The organism is Chitinophaga sp., assembly GCF_039596135.1.
Taxonomy (GTDB): Bacteria; Bacteroidota; Bacteroidia; order Chitinophagales; family Chitinophagaceae; genus Chitinophaga.
On sequence record NZ_JBCNKH010000001.1, the window covers coordinates 337,990 to 356,440 of the forward strand.

Sequence of the window (18,451 nt, forward strand, 5' to 3'; positions counted from 1 at the left end):
GGGGGCGCCGTTGGCACCCCCTGTTAGCTTTGCAAAGAACATCCCCGGGGATGTTCTTTGCAATTATTTATAGACCTCCATCACCGCTCTTCCCACACAACCACTCGGCATCTGTATCTTCAACATTGCCGCCACTGTAGCCGCTATATCCGTCATACTCGTCTTCTCATTAGTATACCCATGCTTCACATGCCAGCCCATGAACACCATTGGAATATGTGTATCATAAGGCGCCCATGTACCATGCGTGGTTCCTTTCAGGTTACCTTCATACCATCCCGGATCGGGAATCATAATCACCGCACCATCGCGCTTAGGATAATATCCATTGATCGCCATTTGCTTAATTGGCTCAGGCAATGCACTGTTTCCAATATTGTCCAGGTCTGCGGCAAATTGAATACCCGGTACTGTTTGCAGGTAGTATACCGCTTCTTTTTTCACTGCATCATAATCCAGCTTCGCAGCTTTGATCTTCTGAACATCGAAGTCAACATGATAGTTGTTAGTACCTTTTACCAGGCTATCTGCACCGAATACATTTTTCAGATCTGCAGTCAGGCCGGATACTATCGCCTTGTCATTCACCAGTCCTGATGGAATATCATACTCTTTCAGGAAACCTACAGAATGAGAAGCACCATGATCTGCTGTCAGGAATACCAGGTAATTTCCCTTGCCTACTTTCTGATCGAGGAAGGTAAAGAATGCGGCCAGATCCTTGTCCAGGCGCAGGTAAGTATCTTCTACCTCAATAGAATTAGGCCCAAACTGGTGGCCTACATAATCGGTAGAAGCACAGTTGATAGTGAGGAAGTCGGTTACCGGACCACTACCCATGTTATACCCGTTCACAGCGGCTTTTGCAAAATCCAGTGTGAGGGTATTGCCACCTGGCGTAGAACGCAGGCTACCCTTGCTTACTTTATAGATAGCAGGCAAATCGTGGGGAAACTTAGGGCTGGTTTCGCCTTTGTAAGTATTCTCCCAGGTTACGTCGTCTTCAGAGCTCTGTACGTATGTATTGATAGGGTAGAGGGTTTCCCAGGGTTTGGACATCAGTGCTGCCGGTTCGTTTTTAGCATTGAACTGTTTTACCCACTCAGGGAGTTCTTTCATATAGTAACTGCTGGTCACGAAAGAAGCATTGCTGTCGTCCAGCCAGAAAGCACCGTTTGCAATATGGCCTGCAGGCAAGATGGAAGCGCGGTCTTTCAGGGATACGCCCACTACTTTAGAGCGGAAGTTAGTTGCCAGTCGCAGTTCGTCTGTGATCGTAGATGCAAGCAGACTGCGTGGAGACATTTTTCCTGCGTCGGTGGTAGTACCTACAGGGGTCACGGTAGAATCTTCTGTGCAATAGAATTCTCGGCCGGTGGCCTGGTCTGTCCAGCCATTGCCGGTGATGCCATGGATAGCAGGCACCGATCCGGTGAAAATAGTGCTATGACCTACGGCAGTGTAAGAGGGAAGGTGGGTAATGAATGCGTTTTCACAGGTGAAGCCTTCACCCAACAGTCTTTTAAAACCACCGGTTCCGTAGCGGTCAGCGTAACGGTATAGGTAGTCCCAGCGCATCTGGTCTACGACGATACCAACTACCAACTTAGGGCGGGCGACTGCTGGTTGTGTCTGTGCCATTACAGTATCTTTCTGGCCGAAGGTACAGGTGAGTACCACCGCCAGGGCGGATAATGTTTTGTTCATATTGCTCATAATATTGATAATTTCCTGATTGTCATCCGCAAAGATGTGTATTAATTAGGATAAACGACATCCATTCATCAAATGAACGAGGCGATCCTGTGGATCGCCTCGTTCATTTGAATTTCACAATAATGATTTATTTATATCTTATTGATCCTATCCGGATAATCCGTTATGATCCCATCTACTCCCATCGCCTTCAACCTTTTCATATCCTCTACATCTACCACGGTCCACGGCACAACTTTCATTCCTTTATTATGACAATAATCCAGCAAATCTTTCGTCACCAAAGAATAATGCGGGTTGTAGAACGTGGGCAAAAATCCCAGGCCATCCAGCTGCTGTGTAAATGTTACATTCTTATCGCCTGTCAGGAATCCCAGGGCCACCTTTGGATATTTTTTGTGCAGCACCTGCAATGGCCGCATGTCAAAAGACTGAATCAGTAACCTGTGCCCCAGTTTTTTCAGTTGTTTCACTTCCATCAGTTTCTGCACATATTCTTCCGGTGCAGGTTGTTCCTTGCCATCTGTCTTTTCAGAAGACTTGATTTCAAGTAAATAATATACTGGTTCCTTATGGTTTTTCTTATTATATGCTTCTACAGAATCAATCATTTCAGACAGTAATGGGGCATAAGTCCGCAGTCGTTGTTGCTGTGGAAATTTTGGATATGCCTTTTCTCCTATTCTGAAAGGTCTGATATCACTATAATTCATCTGGTAGAAAATATAGTTCCCTCTTTCGGAGGGCTGAATTTCGCTGCCATCGGGTTTAGTTGTATACGCCGGGTCAAATGAAGCATCGTGGTACACCACTACTTTTCCGTCTTTTGTAATGTGTACATCGAACTCTAAGGTATTGGCTTTATCTTCAATAGCTCTATACATGGCGGGAATCGTATTTTCCGGCATCATTCCCCTTGTACCTCTATGTCCTACCTTAAAAAACGTTGGCAGGGGCGAAGCAGCCATCACCGCGGGCATCACGGCTGCTGCCATCAACAATGTCTGTAAAGATCTCATCTTATTCATTTGATTTAATAACATTCTCTTTTCAAATCTTTCTTTTTATTTCGCCCTTTCTCCTGGTCCACTTTCGTTTCGACTTTCTATTCGGTGGCTGAAAATAATATTTTGTTAACTAGTTTTCAACACACTATGCCTCAAAAACGCTTTTATACATCAAAAAGCGCACTTTTTCCTAATATTTTTTTCTGTTAACATGTGTAAAATTCAACAACATGAAAGTAATTTTGTAACCAATTGAAGCAACAAAATCTTTTGCGCGTATGTCAATGATAAATATCGCTGAGCGACATAAATATATATTAGACCGGTTAGCGGAAAAAGGGTATGTAAATGTAATAGACCTGTGCAAAGAGCTTGATGTATCTGGAGTAACCATCCGGAAAGACCTCAAGTTACTGGAAGACAAGGCCTTACTGTTCCGTTCGCATGGCGGCGCTACAGTTAATAATCCTTATATCAACGACAAACCTGTAAATGAAAAAGAAAAACTGCGCCGGGATGAGAAGAATCTCATCGGTGCAGCTGCGGCAACCCTCATCGCACATAATGACGCTATAATTATTTCCTCTGGCACAACTGCCCTGGCCCTTGCCAGGAATATTCACCCCAAAGGCCATCTCACTGTCATCACCCCCGCACTCAACGTAGCACAGGAACTGCTACGCTATCCGGAAATAGAAGTATTACAACTGGGAGGCATTGTCCGCAACAGTTCTTCTTCCGTGACCGGTAACTATGCCGAACGCATCCTCGCCGATTTCTCCTGCAGTAAACTGTTCCTCGGCCTCGAAGGCATAGACATTGAATTCGGACTCACAACCACAAATCTAATGGAAGCGCAGCTAAATCAACGTATGGTGGCTGCTGCACAAAAAACAATCGTCATTGCCGACTCGTCTAAATTCGGTAGGAGGGGGTTTGGTAAGATATGTGGCCTGGAAGATATCGATGAAATTATCACCGATAGCGGTATCTCAGCCCATATTGTAAAAGCCGTAGAAGAAATGGGGATCAATGTGACTATCGTATAGTCCTGGTCACCCACTTAATATATTATATAACCCCATTCTATTGGTTGCTATAGCAACCAGTGCGGATTTTCTATGCATATATTAAACTAATTCTCAACACGATCTACTTCACTGAGGGTAAAATACGTACACTTTTACCGCCCGCACTTATTATATTCTAACAATTGCCTATACTTTTTTAATCTTTTCTAAATTTTTAGTGTTATACGAATGTTTTAATAAAAAATACCGGCTTCCTTTAGTATCTTTATACCGTTCCCGAAACAATTACGGTACCTCCACCGCGCCCTGAGAAGGGTGAAGTGTGTGCCAAGGTCAAAAAATCTAAACGAATGCAAGAAGTGAAGCAATTGCAAGGACTGTACCACCCGGATTTTGAACATGATGCATGCGGAACAGGCTTTACTGTCCATATTAAGGGCCGTAAATCGCATCAGATCATCCGGGATGCGCTTACCATGTTGGAAAATATGGAACACCGCGGTGCATGTGGCTGTGAACAAAACACCGGTGACGGGGCAGGGATTCTTATCCAGCTCCCGCACGAGTTTTTGTACGACGAATGTCTGAAAATAGGCATCAGTCTGCCGGAATTTGGTAAATATGGTGTGGGTATGGTCTTCTTTCCAAAAGAACCACGATGGAGAGAAGAATGCCGCGAGATCCTGGCCCGGGCGGCGGAAAAACTTGGCCTCGATATTCTTGGATATCGTAAAGTTCCCGTTCGTCCCGATGGCATTGGAGAAAGCGCCCTTTCAGTAGAACCTGAAATCGAACAGGTATTTATCGCCTGTCCTCATCATATTGCCGACAACGACGAGTTTGAACGTAAACTCTTCGTGCTCCGTAATTATGTGTCCAAAACCGTTAGGAATACTGTTCCTAAGGAAAAAGCACTATTTTACTTTGCCTCCCTCTCTACTAAAACGATTGTATATAAAGGCCAGCTCACTACCTACCAGGTACGTCATTATTATGCTGACCTGAGCGACGAGAAGATGGTATCTGCCTTTGCAGTGATCCACTCCCGTTTCGCTACCAATACTTTCCCAAGCTGGAGACTGGCTCACCCTTACCGCTACATCGCGCACAATGGTGAGATCAATACCCTGAAGGGTAACCTCAACTGGCTCCGCGCCGGCGAAAAGGACTTCGTGTCCAAATACTTCTCCCAGGAAGAAATGGACATGCTGCTGCCTATCGTGGAAGAAGGTCAGTCCGACTCCGCCAGCCTGGATAATGTTGTAGAACTCCTGCTGCTCACCGGCCGTTCCCTCCCTCATGTTATGATGATGCTCATTCCTGAAGCATGGGATGGTAACGAGGATATGGATCCGGTAAGAAAAGCATTCTACGAATACCACGCTTCTATGATGGAACCATGGGATGGACCTGCCTGTATCTCGTTTACAGACGGTAAAATCATTGGTGGTACCCTGGATCGTAACGGTCTCCGCCCTGCACGCTTCGTTGTTACTAAAGACGATCGCGTTATCATGGCGTCCGAAGCCGGCGTACTGCCCGTAGATCCTAAGAACATTAAAGAAAAAGGCCGTCTGCAACCAGGCAAAATGTTCATCGTGGACATGGAAGCCGGCAGAATTATCGGCGATGAGGAACTGAAACAGAACATCTGCTCTCAGCAACCTTACGGCGAATGGCTGAACAAATACAAAATCCGTCTCGAAGAGCTGCCTGAACCACGTGTTACTTTCAGTCACCTGGAACCAGAACAGATCTTTAAATACCAGCGCGCCTTCGGTTATACCACCGAAGATCTCAATACCATCATCGCTCCAATGGCCCTGGATGGTAAAGAGCCGATCGGCTCCATGGGTACAGATGCTCCCCTGGCTGTGCTGAGCGATCAACCACAGCACCTGACCAGCTACTTCAAGCAGCTGTTCGCACAGGTGACTAACCCACCAATCGATCCGATCCGCGAAAGACTCGTAATGTCACTGGCTACCTATGTAGGTAACAATGGCAACCTGCTGGACGAAAATCCCCTGCACTGTCATGGTGTGGCCCTGCGTCACCCCATCCTGAGCAACTATGAGCTGGAAAAGATCCGTAGCATAGATACAGGTCTGTTCCAGGCGAAGACCCTGCAAACTTACTTCCGTGCCGACGGCAAAGCCGGCTCCATGGAAAAAGGCCTGCAACGTCTGTGCCGCTATGCTGTAGATGCTGTAGAAGATGGTTACGAAGTAATCATCCTCTCTGACAGGGCGATCGACTCCGAACACGCTGCTATCCCGTCTATCCTCGCTGCATCTGCCGTACACCACCACCTCATCCGCAAAGGATACCGTGGCCAGGTAGGTATCATCGTGGAAGCCGGCGATGTGTGGGAAGTTCACCACTTTGCCTGCCTGTTAGGGTTTGGGGTAACTGCTATCAACCCTTACCTGGCACTCAGCACCATCCGTGATATGAAGCTGAACGGCAAACTGGAAACTGAATATGATGTTGACAAACTGAAGAAGAATTATGTCAAGGCTGTCTGCGATGGTCTGCTGAAAGTCTTCTCCAAAATGGGTATCTCTACCCTGCAATCTTACCAGGGTGCACAGATATTCGAAATATTAGGTATCAACCGCCAGGTAGTAGATAAATACTTTACCGGTGCAGTATCCCGTATCCAGGGTATGGGCCTCGACGAGATCGCCCGCGAAACCCTCGCTAAACACTGGATGGGTTATGGCCGTAAAGAGACTCCTGTATCCCGCCTGGGTGTAGGAGGTATCTACCAGTGGAAGAGAAAAGGGGAGTTCCACCTTTTCAACCCAACCACTATCCACCTGCTGCAGTTATCTACCCGTATGGGCGACTACAGCATCTTCAAGAAATATTCCAAAGCGGTAAACGACCAGAGTGAAAAAGCTGCTACGCTGCGTAGCACGTTCACCTTCAAGCGTAACCGTCCGTCTATTACGCTTGATGAAGTAGAATCTGCAGAAAGCATCATGAAACGCTTCGCTACAGGTGCGATGAGCTTTGGCTCTATCTCTCACGAAGCTCACTCTACACTGGCAATCGCTATGAACCGTATTGGTGCCAAGAGCAATACCGGTGAAGGTGGTGAAGATGAAATGCGCTACGAAAAACTGCCTAATGGCGATAGCATGCGCTCTGCTATCAAGCAGGTTGCAAGTGCACGTTTCGGCGTGACCAGCAACTACCTGAGCAATGCAGACGAATTACAGATCAAGATGGCACAGGGTGCTAAACCCGGAGAGGGTGGCCAGCTGCCCGGCCATAAAGTGGATGACTGGATCGCGAAAGTACGTCACTCTACACCTGGTGTAGGTCTGATTTCTCCGCCTCCGCACCACGATATCTACTCTATCGAGGATCTGGCTCAGCTGATCTTCGACCTGAAAAATGCTAACCGTGCTGCACGCATCAGCGTAAAACTGGTGTCTAAAGCAGGTGTTGGTACAATCGCTGCCGGCGTAGCCAAGGCAAAGGCAGATGTGATCCTCATCGCTGGCTTTGACGGCGGTACCGGTGCATCTCCGATCAGCTCTATCAAGCACGCTGGTCTGCCATGGGAACTGGGTCTGGCTGAAACTCACCAGACACTGGTAAAGAACAAGCTGCGTGGCCGCGTAGTCGTACAGGCAGATGGTCAGCTTAAGACAGGCCGCGACATCGCTATCGCTACCCTGCTGGGTGCGGAAGAATGGGGTGTAGCAACTGCTGCACTGGTGGCTGAAGGTTGTATCATGATGCGTAAATGTCACCTGAACACCTGCCCTGTAGGTGTGGCGACACAGGATCCTGAACTGCGCAAACGCTTCAACGGCGATCCTGAAAACGTAGTGAACCTGTTCAAATTCCTGGTAGAAGAGTTCCGTGAAATTATGGCTGAACTGGGCTTCCGTACTGTAAACGAAATGGTGGGTCAATCTGACTGCCTGCAGGTACGTGAGAACATCACCCACTGGAAATATAAAAACCTGGACGTATCCCAGATTCTGTACAAAGAACCTGCTGACGAAACAACAGCGCTGTTCAAGTCTGAAGAACAGGATCACGGTATCAGCGAAGTGATTGACTGGCAGCTGCTGAAAGCTGCACAGGCAGCCCTCGACAAAAAAACCAGGGTATTCCAGCAGTTCAATGTTAAAAATACTGACCGTTCCGTAGGTACAATTCTGAGCAATGAGATCTCTAAACGTTATCAGGGCCCAGGTTTACCAGAAGATACGATCCACTTTAAATTCGTTGGTTCTGCCGGCCAGAGCTTCGGGGCATTCAACACCAAAGGTGTAACTCTGGAACTGGAAGGTGAGGCAAATGACTACTTCGGTAAAGGTCTTTCCGGTGCTAAACTGGTTCTTTATCCAAATGCGGAAGCAGGCTTCAAAGCGGAAGAAAACATCATCGCTGGTAACGTAGCCTTCTATGGCGCTACCTCTGGTGAAGCTTACATCCGTGGTAAAGCAGGTGAACGTTTCTGTGTACGTAACTCAGGTGCTACCATCGTATCTGAAGGCGTGGGAGACCACGGCTGCGAATACATGACCGGTGGTAGAGCTGTCATCCTCGGTGAGACCGGCCGTAACTTCGGCGCTGGTATGAGTGGTGGTATTGCTTATGTATACGATGTGAAAGGCAATTTCGCCGGCCGTTGCAATAAGGAAATGATCGACCTCGATCCCCTAGATCAGGAAGATGCTACCGCACTGCACGACCTGATCACTAAGCACCACGCTTACACAAACAGTACTGTGGCTAAGTTCATCCTGAAAGATTGGGAAAACCAGCTGCGTCACTTTGTGAAAGTATTCCCGAAAGAATACAAAGCAGTGCTGACAGCCTCCCAGGCAAAGGAGAAGGTAGAGAAGTAGTAACATTAACAATCTAACGACAACCAAAAATGGGCAAACCAACAGGATTCCTGGAATTTACAAGAGAGCTGCCTGGAAAGAAAGCTCCTCGGGAAAGAGTCCAGAACTATAACGAATTCGTAGAAAGACTTTCAGATACCAAGCTGAATGAACAGTCTGCGCGCTGCATGAACTGTGGTGTTCCTTTCTGTCACAGCGGTTGCCCGCTGGGTAACGTAATTCCTGAATTCAACGATGCAGTCTATCACAAAGACTGGAAAGAAGCATATGAAATCTTAACCAGCACTAACAACTTCCCTGAGTTCACAGGCCGTATCTGTCCTGCGCCTTGCGAAAGTGCATGTGTGTTGGGTATTAATCAACCTCCTGTGGCGATCGAAGAAATTGAACGCCACATCATCGAAATCGCTTTCGACAAAGGACTGGTACAGGCTAAAACGCCTCGTGTACGCACCGGCAAGAAAGTAGCAGTAATCGGTTCCGGCCCTGCCGGCCTGGCTGCTGCCGCCCAGCTGAACTATGCGGGTCACCTGGTAACCGTGTTCGAAAGAGACGATGCTCCCGGAGGCCTGCTCCGCTACGGTATTCCTGACTTCAAACTGGAGAAATGGGTAATAGACCGCCGTGTGAAAGTAATGGAAGAAGAAGGCGTAACCTTCCAGTGCAATGCCAATGTAGGTGTAAACGTAAGCGTGAACGACCTGCTCCGTGAATACAATGCGATCGTACTGGCTGGTGGTTCCACCATCCCCCGCGACCTGAATATTCCCGGCCGTCAGCTGAAAGGTGTACACTATGCAATGGACTTCCTGAAACAGCAGAACAAACGCGTAAGCAACCGCGCAGTGAGCGGTGAAGATATTCTGGCTACCGGCAAGCACGTTGTAGTAATTGGTGGTGGTGATACTGGCTCTGACTGTGTAGGTACATCCAACCGTCATGGCGCTGCAACCATCACCCAGCTGGAACTGATGCCAAAGCCACCCGGAGAACGTACTCCTTATATGCCATGGCCTACTTATCCAATGTTGCTGAAAACAACTACTTCTCACGAAGAAGGTGCTGACCGCCACTGGGCTATTGGTACCAAAGAGTTTGTAGGTGATGGCAAGGGCAACCTGAAAGGACTGAAACTGGTAGATCTGCAATGGAGCCTGGGCGTAGATGGTCGTCCCGGTGGATTTACAGAAGTACCTGGTTCTGAAAGAGAGGTTGCCTGCGAACTGGCTTTCCTGGCCATGGGCTTCCTGCATCCGCAGCATACCGGATTGTTAGACGATCTGGGTGTTGAGAAAGATGAAAGAGGCAACGTGAAAGCAGGAGAGAAGGCATTCCAGACTTCTATACCTAAGGTGTTTGCAGCAGGCGATATGCGCCGTGGACAATCACTGGTGGTATGGGCTATCAGTGAAGGCCGTGAATGCGCGCGTAAAGTAGATGAGTTCCTGATGGGTACTTCCCAGCTGGAAAGCAAAGATGCTTCTTTACCGGCAATGGCAGTGTAAACACATAGTCTAGATGTGAATGTGCGTATCTTTTTTCAAACCTGCTGATCGATACAAACACACATTAGTAATAAAGATTCTCATAAGCAGGTTTAGATTTTGTTGTAACCTTCAGCCGGGCCGGGTCTTTACCCGGCCTTTTCTTATTTTTGTTCATCATGAAAAAGATATTCATTTTTCTCCTTGTTCTCGGAGCCACACATACCGCCTTCGCTCAGATAGGTCATACTATCTACGACACTCACAACTATAAAAAAGGCATTTACAAGTCCTTCGAGGAGTTCCGTAACAACGAACCTTCCGAGACAGGCAATATTGTAATAAAAGGTAAAACCACTGCCGCCCAGGTTTATCTCATGTCTGCCCCCACAGAACTGATCGCCATCGACAGCACCGGAAAGGAACATAAAATAAAAAAATACTGGGGCTACTGCGACGGTACTAACTTATATGTCAGGGACAATGGGCTTCAAAAAATTGAGGAAGTTGGCTATTACTGCTTATACCAGGTTCGCGCCATTTCCTCCGCCACTCCTAATCGCGCCACCGACGGCATGGTATTCAGTAATACCCCGCCGGCCGCTGTAAACAAAAAGGTTATCAACCTCGTCACTGGCAACTTCTACGACCTGACTTTATATAATATGAAGAAATTCATCCTTCCACAGGATACCGCTTTAACAAGGGAATTCTACCAGGATCCTAAAAACAAAGAACGCCTGGTCTACTACATCCAGAAATTTAATCAACGGAATACCCCTAATTGGTAATTCCACCTATAAATACTCATAAAAAGCGCTTTTATCGACGGTAAAAGCGCTTTTTTAATTAAACCCCTGCTGTAGGTATAAATTTTGTTTAATAACTCTATGTTTAAACAAGGGTCCGCCTAATGCGTTTTAACTCAGTATTTTCTATGTAATCCTTTTAAATGACAGCACCCGCAACTAACGACGAAAAACATCACGGCCGGCCCTGGTGGCGTTGGCTTATATGGGGAATTGTTATCCTGCTGATCATACCGGTAATGGCTGTACTTGTATTGCAGCTGGAATCTGTACAGGATTTCATCCGTCGGCAGGGAGAACAGTATCTCCGGAAAAAATTGCATACAACTGTTCGTATCGGCTATCTCCGTGTACGCGGATGGCAGTACCTGGAACTCCGTAATGTATATGTAGCAGATACTTCTAACCAGGCATTGTTCTATTCTGGAAATCTGAAGGTCCGCTACAATTTGTTGGCTTTTCTCAACAATGAACTGCGGGTGAACGGCCTTGAATGGGACTCCGTCACGGCCAACGTATACCGTAACCCCCAGGACACTGTTTTCAATTACCAGTTCATTGTAGACGCCTTTGTGACCAAAGACTCGATCCCAGACACAGTGAGCACAGAAACAGGAACTACACTTCAGTTCCTTATCAAAGATGTAACCCTGAAACATGTATCACTTCGCTATGCAGATGCGCCCGGAGGTATGACTGCCGTGGTCACCTTTCATGAACTCCATATAGACCCGGATGACCTGCTCGTCAACCAGGGATTGTACGCCGTTCGCGGATTGAAGATCGATGGGCTCAAAGGTTTCTTCAGGCAGGATTACCGGCCCAAAGTGCTGGCTGCAACGGCGCCACCACCAGCCAAAGATACTGCCAGCTCACCCTTCCATCTCATTCTCAAGAAATTAGAAATTGAAAATAGCTCCTTCCTCTACGCCGACCAGGGTAGTGGCCTCAGCACCGGTTGGAAAATAGGCAAGTTACAACTCCTCAATTCCAGCATCGACCTGGATTCCACACTTATACAGGTAAGTGAACTGTCCATTAAGAATGCGGGAGGTATGCTCACCATGAATACCCCTAAAGATACTTCCACACCGGCAGATAGCTCTGCTCCCAATACCTGGAAGGTGCTGGCTACCAAAACAGAGCTGGAACACATCAACCTGCGATATGATAACAATACCGCACCTGCTCCAAGAGGCGCCGGTAAAAATGATCCCGACTATAACCACCTGTTCCTCAAAAACTTCGTTGCCCACGTGGGCAACATTAGTTATAATCCAGACACCATCAGTGCCGTATTGCACAAACTGTCCGTTCAGGATAAATCAGGTTTTGGCATCAGACAGGGCCACTTCGATGTATTGTATACCCCAACTACTATCGCCCTGCACAACCTCCTGCTCGAAACAAACCGGAGTATTCTGCGTAAACAGATTGTACTGAACGCTCCTGACTGGTCTACCATCTCTGACAATCCTGATCTCTTACAACTCCAGGCCAACCTCGACTCTACCCACATCACCCTGGCTGAGTTTCTGCCTTTTGTACCGGACAGCCGTAAGAGCCCGTACATGAAACCCCTGTGGGACAAGGAAATCCTCCTGACGACTTCCCTCAAAGGCAGCCTGGGAAAACTGATGATCGAAACGCTCAATCTCACTGACAATAAAGGCAATCGTATCAACGCCAAAGGGGAAGTTGGCCATGTGACAGATGTAGATCACTTGTACGCTAACCTGCCTTCGCTCTACATCCTTTCTGGTAATAAGGCACTCCGTTCATGGCTACCTCCGGGCACTATGCCGGATACCCCCAGACTGCCGGAGCAGATGATTATCACTGGCAGCTTTCTTGGTGGCATGAAAGACATGCAGGCGAAGCTGGACCTAAAGAGTAATGCCGCCAATGCCAGTCTGACTGCTCACCTTATCAACATCACCGATAGTATCCATAGCAGTTATGACCTGAACCTTGCCTCCTTCCGCGTGCAGCCAGGTTATTTTCTCTATGATACGACCATCGGCTGGATCGGTGGCCGTATCGTGGCCTCGGGCAAGGGATATACCTTCCCGGGTATAGTTGCCAACGCAGATGCTCATATCAATGAAGCAACTTACAACAAGTATACCTACCACGATGTAACCGTCAAAGCCAATATTGACAACCAACAGCTGCATGCCGAAGGCCAGAGTAACGATTCCAGTATCAATCTCACCTTCAATGCTGACGGTACCCTGAATGATACAACCCTTCAGTCTCTGAAAGCCAATGCCCGGATTATACGGGCAGACCTGTATACCACACACCTGTACAGCGATCCGTTTGAGCTGAAAGGAAATATGGATATGGATTTCAGCAGTCTTACCCCCAATCGACTGGATGGCAATGCTTTCCTGACTGGATGGCAACTGGCGACCAACGGCCAGGTCTTCGTATTGGATACTATCTCTTTATTAGCTGAATACAAAGACCAACAATACCTGAACCTTACCGGCCCTTTTGGTTTTATTAATGCTAATGGCAATATCGATTATACCAAAATTGGCGCTGCCTTTGGGCAGATTATCAACAAGCCATTGAGCCCTTATGATAGCGCCAGGCTGGTACAGGTGCCTGCTGGCCAGCTGTTATCATGGAATGCTTCTTTGACTTTTCCACGTAGCCTGCAGGCAATGGCGCCGACCTTGCGCATGGAATATCCATTACTCATAAATGGCCGTCTGAATTCTGACAGTAGCCTGCTGGTGCTCAATGCCGCTCTGCCTAAGCTGAGTTACGATTCTCTCTTACTGGATAGCCTGGCTATCAGCGCCAATATCGTAGATACCTCGCTCAGGGCACAGGTATCCCTGGCAGATATTCATCATAAGGTTATGCCCCTGTATCATACCTCCCTGACCGCAGCTGCCACAGGGGGAAAAGTGAACTGGGACCTGCTGCTGGATGATGTAAAACGCCATCCGAAATATAAAGTAGGTGGCTTCGTGGAGTTCCTGCCGGACAGTGCCCTGGCACTTTCGCTAAAACCAGACCTGCTGCTGAACCGCCAGAAATGGCAGGTGGATGAGAACAACCGGATCCACATCCGCAATGGTGGCCCCGATACAGCACACATCCAGTTATCTTACAATGACCAGTCCATCACCATCCAGACAAGATCTGATAGTAGCAGTGCCAATGGCAAACTACCCACCCTTGAAACCAATATTAAGAACTTCAAGCTTTCTACCATTACCGCATTGCTGGCTGCCGACACCTTACTGGCCAATGGCGTTCTGAATGCCCAGGCCACTGTGCGCAACCTGGATCAATCCCCGCTGATCAGTTCAAAACTCACCGTCGATAGCCTGACCTTCCGCGCTTCCAGCCTGGGTACGCTCACAGCAGAGGTGACCACGCCACAGGCAAACCAGTATGACCTGGATATGAGCCTCAAAGGTAATGACAACGACCTGCAGGTAAAAGGTACCTACGACTCTACCATCAATGCCACTTTGGATATCAACCAGCTGAACATGAAATCGCTGGAGTCGTTCACCTTTGGCAATATGAGCCGCATGCATGGTACCGCCGATGGCCACTTCACCATCACAGGTACTACCGACCAGCCGAAAGCAACCGGTAACCTGCACTTCAATGATGCGGGTGGTACTATTACCTACATAGGCGCCAGTATGACCATGCCTGATGAGAACATCATCCTGGATGAAAAAGGTGTACAGTTCAACAAATTTGTAATAGCAGACAGTTTACAGAATGAGCTGGTACTCGATGGTCGTATCAACACAACAGACTACGCTAACTATAACTTCAACCTCAATATCAACGCAGACAACTTTATGATCCTGGGTAAGCAGGTAGACCCTCAGCAATTATATTATGGACCAGCCTTTGTAGATACCCGTATCAGGGTAAGGGGCAACCTGGATCTGCCAAGAGTAGATGCTTACGTGAAGCTGCGCGACAAATCGAATGTAACCGTAACACTGCCTTCAGAAGAACCGGGTGTAGCCAACAGGGAAGGGGTAATCATATTCGTAGACAAAGACAATCCGCTGGATTCCTCGCTGGTGAAAAAGGTAGATAGCACCCGGCTGGAAAACCCAAGATTAAAAGGCATCAACTTCTCCGGCAATGCTGAGATCACACCCGAATCTATCATCCGCATCATCATTGACCCGGTGAATGGAGACTTTGTAGAGGCGAAAGGTACGGCCAGCCTTAACGCTACCCTCGATGCCAGCAGCAAAATGAGTCTGACAGGCCGCTACGAAATCTCTGAAGGTAAGTACGAAATGTCCCTGAACCAGCTGATTAAACGCTCCTTCTCCATCGAAAAAGGAAGTGCCATTACATTCAGCGGAGACGCTACTGATGCTGACCTGGACATCACTGCAAGGTATACCGTGAATGCAGAAGCTGCAGACCTGGTGCAGGATCAGCTGACCAGTCTCTCCCAGACAGACAGGAACAAGTACAAACAGAAATTGCCATTTTATGTATACCTCCATATCAAAGGCAACCTGATGAAACCAGATATCTCCTTTGAACTGGATATGCCTGAGGCAGAACAAAATGCATTTAGTGGTAGTGTATATAACCGTATCAAACAGATTAACCAGATTCCTTCTGAACTGAACAAACAGGTAATGGGTCTGCTGGTACTAAATAGTTTTATTCCTGAAGATCCCCTGGCCGGCGAGGGAAGCAGTGACTATGGCGTGAGCAATATGGCCCGTCAGAGTGTGAGCAAGATCCTTTCTCAACAGCTGAACAACCTGGCAGGAAACCTGATCAAAGGTGTGGACCTCAATTTCGACCTGGAATCGAACGAAGATTATTCTACCGGTTCTGCGCAGCAAACCACCAATCTGAAAGTAGGAGCTTCCAAGAGCTTGTTCAACGATCGCCTTTCTGTATCCATTGGTTCCAATGTGATGCTGGAAGGAGAATCGCAGGCGAATCCCAGCACCCTTGTAGGCGACGTATCAGTAGAATACAAACTGACTCGTGATGGCCGCTATCGTGTAAGGGTGTACCAGCGCCAGGATAATACCACCGTGATCGAAGGTCAGGTAGTAGAAACCGGCGTCGCCTTTGCATTAATTATGGACTATGACAATTTCCGCGAGATATTCCAGAAAGCGAAAAAAGATAAGAAATCGGAAAAACTCCGTAACCGGAAGAAAACCAGTACTAAGAAATAAGATGGTTAAAAGCTATAGACATATAACATCCCCAATCCTGGCGGCATTGTTCGTTATGGGCTTTTATGCCTGTAGTACTACTAAGTCTGTACCCGAAGGCGATCGCCTGTATACCGGTACAAAAGTGAAGTGGGAGGGCAAAAAGCCCAGGGATTACAGTACGCTAAGTGCCAGGCTGGAAAGCAGTGTAAGGCCAAAGCCGAACAAGAAATTCCTGGGGATGCCCATCCGGCTCTGGCTCTATAACTTAGGGAAGAAACCAAAAGGCAAAGGTCTCAATTACCTGCTGCGCAATAAATGGGGAGAAGCTCCTGTACTGTTAAGCACTGTAAAAGCGGATTATACTGCCAATGTGCTGGAACAATACATGGTAGACAATGGGTTCTTCCAGGCGCAGGTCACTTCGGAAATAAAAACTTCAGGAAGTAAAAAAGCGTCGGGGGTATATACCGTGACACCCAATCATCGTTACCGCATTAAGAGTGTAACTTACGAAACCGATAGTAGTGAGCTGGGTAAAGCCATTGCAGCAGCTTATAAAGGAACATCCCTGAAGATCAATCGTCCTTACAGACTGGATAGTGTTAAAGCTGAAAGGGTGAGAATCAATAATATACTGAAAAACAAGGGCTACTATTACTTTACCGCCGATCACCTGCTGGTGGAAGTAGACAGTACCAACAATGGCATGGTAGATTTGTACCTGAAGGTGAAAGACGAAACGCCACCGCAGGCGAAACGGCCGTACACGATGAAGAACATCACGCTATACCCCGATTATTCACTGGACCAGGATTCGCTCGCCCGCAGGGGTACACCGGTGATATATAACGGTATCCGTATTATAGATTCCAGCAAAAAGTTCAGGCCGAGTGTATTTGACCGCATGGTGTTCCTGAAACCGGATAGTTTGTACAGGTTGCGTAATCATGACATTACCCTGCATCGCCTCACAGACCTTGGTACGTTCAAATTTGTGAAAGGACAGTTCCGGCAAGTGAGGGGAGACAGTACCCGGCTCAATGCCAGTTTCTTCCTCACACCGTATCCAAGACGCAGTTTATCTGCCGAATTGAGAGGTACTTCCAAATCCAACAACTTTGCTGGTTCTGAATTGAAAATCACTGCCAAGAACCGTAACTGGCTCCATTATGCAAATCTGCTGGAAATATCACTCTCTGGCGGCCTGGAATGGCAGGTAGGTGGTAAGGGTAATACCACTGCGGTAGGTGGCAACTCATATAACCTGAAGGCGGAAGCGGCGGTAACTATTCCCCGCTTCTACCAGCCATTCTGGAACCTGAATGTACACACCCCATATGTACCCCGCACCCGTATCAGTGTGAGTTACGAACTGTATAGTCGCAGTCAGTTATACAACCTGAATGCTTACAACTTCCAGTTCCAGTACATCTGGCGCAAGACCCAGTACCTGGAACATAAGTGGGCCCCGGTATCCATCACTTATGTACTGCCTACCAAAACGACAGCGGGGTATGACAGTATATTACGGAATGACCCGAGCCAGCGTGCAGCAATTGAGAAACAATTCATTCTGGGCGGCAATTACGACATTACCTACGATAATAAAGCGTCCAATAAGGTACATACCTTCTACATGAATGGCAACATTGATTACTCTGGTAACCTGGCAGGATTGATCATTCCCAGAAATGATACTGGTATGAAGACCATTTTCGGTAGTCCATTTGCACAATTCATTCGTTTATCTGCCGATGTACGCCATTACTGGAAACTAAACCGGGGACTGACCTGGGTGAATAGATTTTTTGCTGGTTATGGTATGCCTTATGGCAATTCTACAACCTTACCATTTGTGAAGCAATACTTCATTGGTGGTAGCAGCAGTTTGAGGGGGTTCCGCGCCAGAACCCTGGGTCCCGGAAGCTATCGTGACACCAGTAGTAAATACCTGGCTAATGAAGCGGGAGACGTGAAACTGGAATATAATTCCGAAATACGTGCCCATCTTACCGGTATATTCAATGCTGCCGTGTTCCTGGATGCAGGTAATATCTGGTTAAAAAAAGAAGTACCTGAGAAACCGGGTAGTCAGTTCAGCACCGGCAAATTTATAAGTCAGATTGCGGTAGATGCAGGTGCAGGTTTGCGCGTGGATGCGTCTATTCTTGTGGTGCGACTGGATCTGGCCTTCCCGTTGCGCAAACCATGGCTGCCGGAAGGAGAGCGATGGGTTATGAAAGATATCAAATTCGGAGATCCGGACTGGCGCAAGGAGAATCTGATACTGAACATTGCAATTGGTTATCCGTTTTAATTATTGGTTTAACTTAGCGAT

The 18,451-nt window shown here is 47.6% G+C and carries 8 protein-coding genes; 6 read left to right on the plus strand and 2 right to left on the minus strand.

Going from position 1 to position 18,451, the window contains the following annotated elements; translation table 11 throughout:
- Window positions 1–63: 63 nt before the first annotated feature.
- Together pafA and ABDW16_RS01465 are read right to left on the minus strand one after the other, a co-directional pair.
- Window positions 64–1,707 carry an alkaline phosphatase PafA gene (gene pafA / locus ABDW16_RS01460; protein ID WP_343667333.1) on the minus strand — a complete coding sequence of 548 codons (1,644 nt, stop codon included), beginning with the start codon at window positions 1,705–1,707 and terminating at the stop codon, window positions 64–66.
- Between the two features lie 140 nt (window positions 1,708–1,847).
- The gene (locus tag ABDW16_RS01465; protein ID WP_343667334.1) at window positions 1,848–2,735 is read right to left on the minus strand and encodes a glycerophosphodiester phosphodiesterase family protein; all 888 of its coding nucleotides are present in this window, start codon (window positions 2,733–2,735) and stop codon (window positions 1,848–1,850) included.
- A 266-nt stretch (window positions 2,736–3,001) separates the two neighbouring features.
- On the opposite strand from ABDW16_RS01465, the gene ABDW16_RS01470 reads away from it, so the two are divergent.
- From ABDW16_RS01470 to ABDW16_RS01495, 6 genes are all read left to right on the plus strand, one after another.
- On the plus strand, window positions 3,002–3,772 hold the full coding sequence (locus tag ABDW16_RS01470) for a DeoR/GlpR family DNA-binding transcription regulator (RefSeq protein ID WP_083721900.1): 771 nt from the start codon (window positions 3,002–3,004) through the stop codon (window positions 3,770–3,772).
- Window positions 3,773–4,104: 332 nt separating this feature from the next.
- A complete protein-coding gene (gene gltB, locus ABDW16_RS01475) occupies window positions 4,105–8,631 on the plus strand; it encodes a glutamate synthase large subunit (RefSeq protein ID WP_343667335.1) in 4,527 nt (1,508 codons plus the stop codon).
- Between the two features lie 29 nt (window positions 8,632–8,660).
- Entirely contained in the window at window positions 8,661–10,136 is a 1,476-nt protein-coding gene (locus ABDW16_RS01480) for a glutamate synthase subunit beta (RefSeq protein WP_343667336.1), read from the plus strand.
- Between the two features lie 158 nt (window positions 10,137–10,294).
- Window positions 10,295–10,906, plus strand: coding sequence for a hypothetical protein (locus tag ABDW16_RS01485; protein ID WP_343667337.1), 612 nt, complete (start codon window positions 10,295–10,297; stop codon window positions 10,904–10,906).
- Window positions 10,907–11,067: 161 nt separating this feature from the next.
- Complete coding sequence (locus ABDW16_RS01490) at window positions 11,068–16,131, plus strand: translocation/assembly module TamB domain-containing protein (protein ID WP_343667338.1); 5,064 nt, start codon at window positions 11,068–11,070, stop codon at window positions 16,129–16,131.
- A 1-nt stretch (window position 16,132) separates the two neighbouring features.
- Window positions 16,133–18,430, plus strand: a complete 2,298-nt coding sequence (locus ABDW16_RS01495; protein ID WP_343667339.1) for a BamA/TamA family outer membrane protein — start codon at window positions 16,133–16,135, stop codon at window positions 18,428–18,430.
- Window positions 18,431–18,451 lie beyond the last annotated feature (21 nt).

What these genes read in the sequence shown, in the direction of transcription:
- pafA (WP_343667333.1), bottom strand. Translation starts at nt 1,707, where the DNA reads ATGAACAAAACATTATCCGCCCTGGCGGTGGTACTCACCTGTACCTTC.
- ABDW16_RS01465 (WP_343667334.1), bottom strand. Translation starts at nt 2,735, where the DNA reads ATGAGATCTTTACAGACATTGTTGATGGCAGCAGCCGTGATGCCCGCG.
- ABDW16_RS01470 (WP_083721900.1), top strand. Translation starts at nt 3,002, where the DNA reads ATGTCAATGATAAATATCGCTGAGCGACATAAATATATATTAGACCGG.
- gltB (WP_343667335.1), top strand. Translation starts at nt 4,105, where the DNA reads ATGCAAGAAGTGAAGCAATTGCAAGGACTGTACCACCCGGATTTTGAA.
- ABDW16_RS01480 (WP_343667336.1), top strand. Translation starts at nt 8,661, where the DNA reads ATGGGCAAACCAACAGGATTCCTGGAATTTACAAGAGAGCTGCCTGGA.
- ABDW16_RS01485 (WP_343667337.1), top strand. Translation starts at nt 10,295, where the DNA reads ATGAAAAAGATATTCATTTTTCTCCTTGTTCTCGGAGCCACACATACC.
- ABDW16_RS01490 (WP_343667338.1), top strand. Translation starts at nt 11,068, where the DNA reads ATGACAGCACCCGCAACTAACGACGAAAAACATCACGGCCGGCCCTGG.
- ABDW16_RS01495 (WP_343667339.1), top strand. Translation starts at nt 16,133, where the DNA reads ATGGTTAAAAGCTATAGACATATAACATCCCCAATCCTGGCGGCATTG.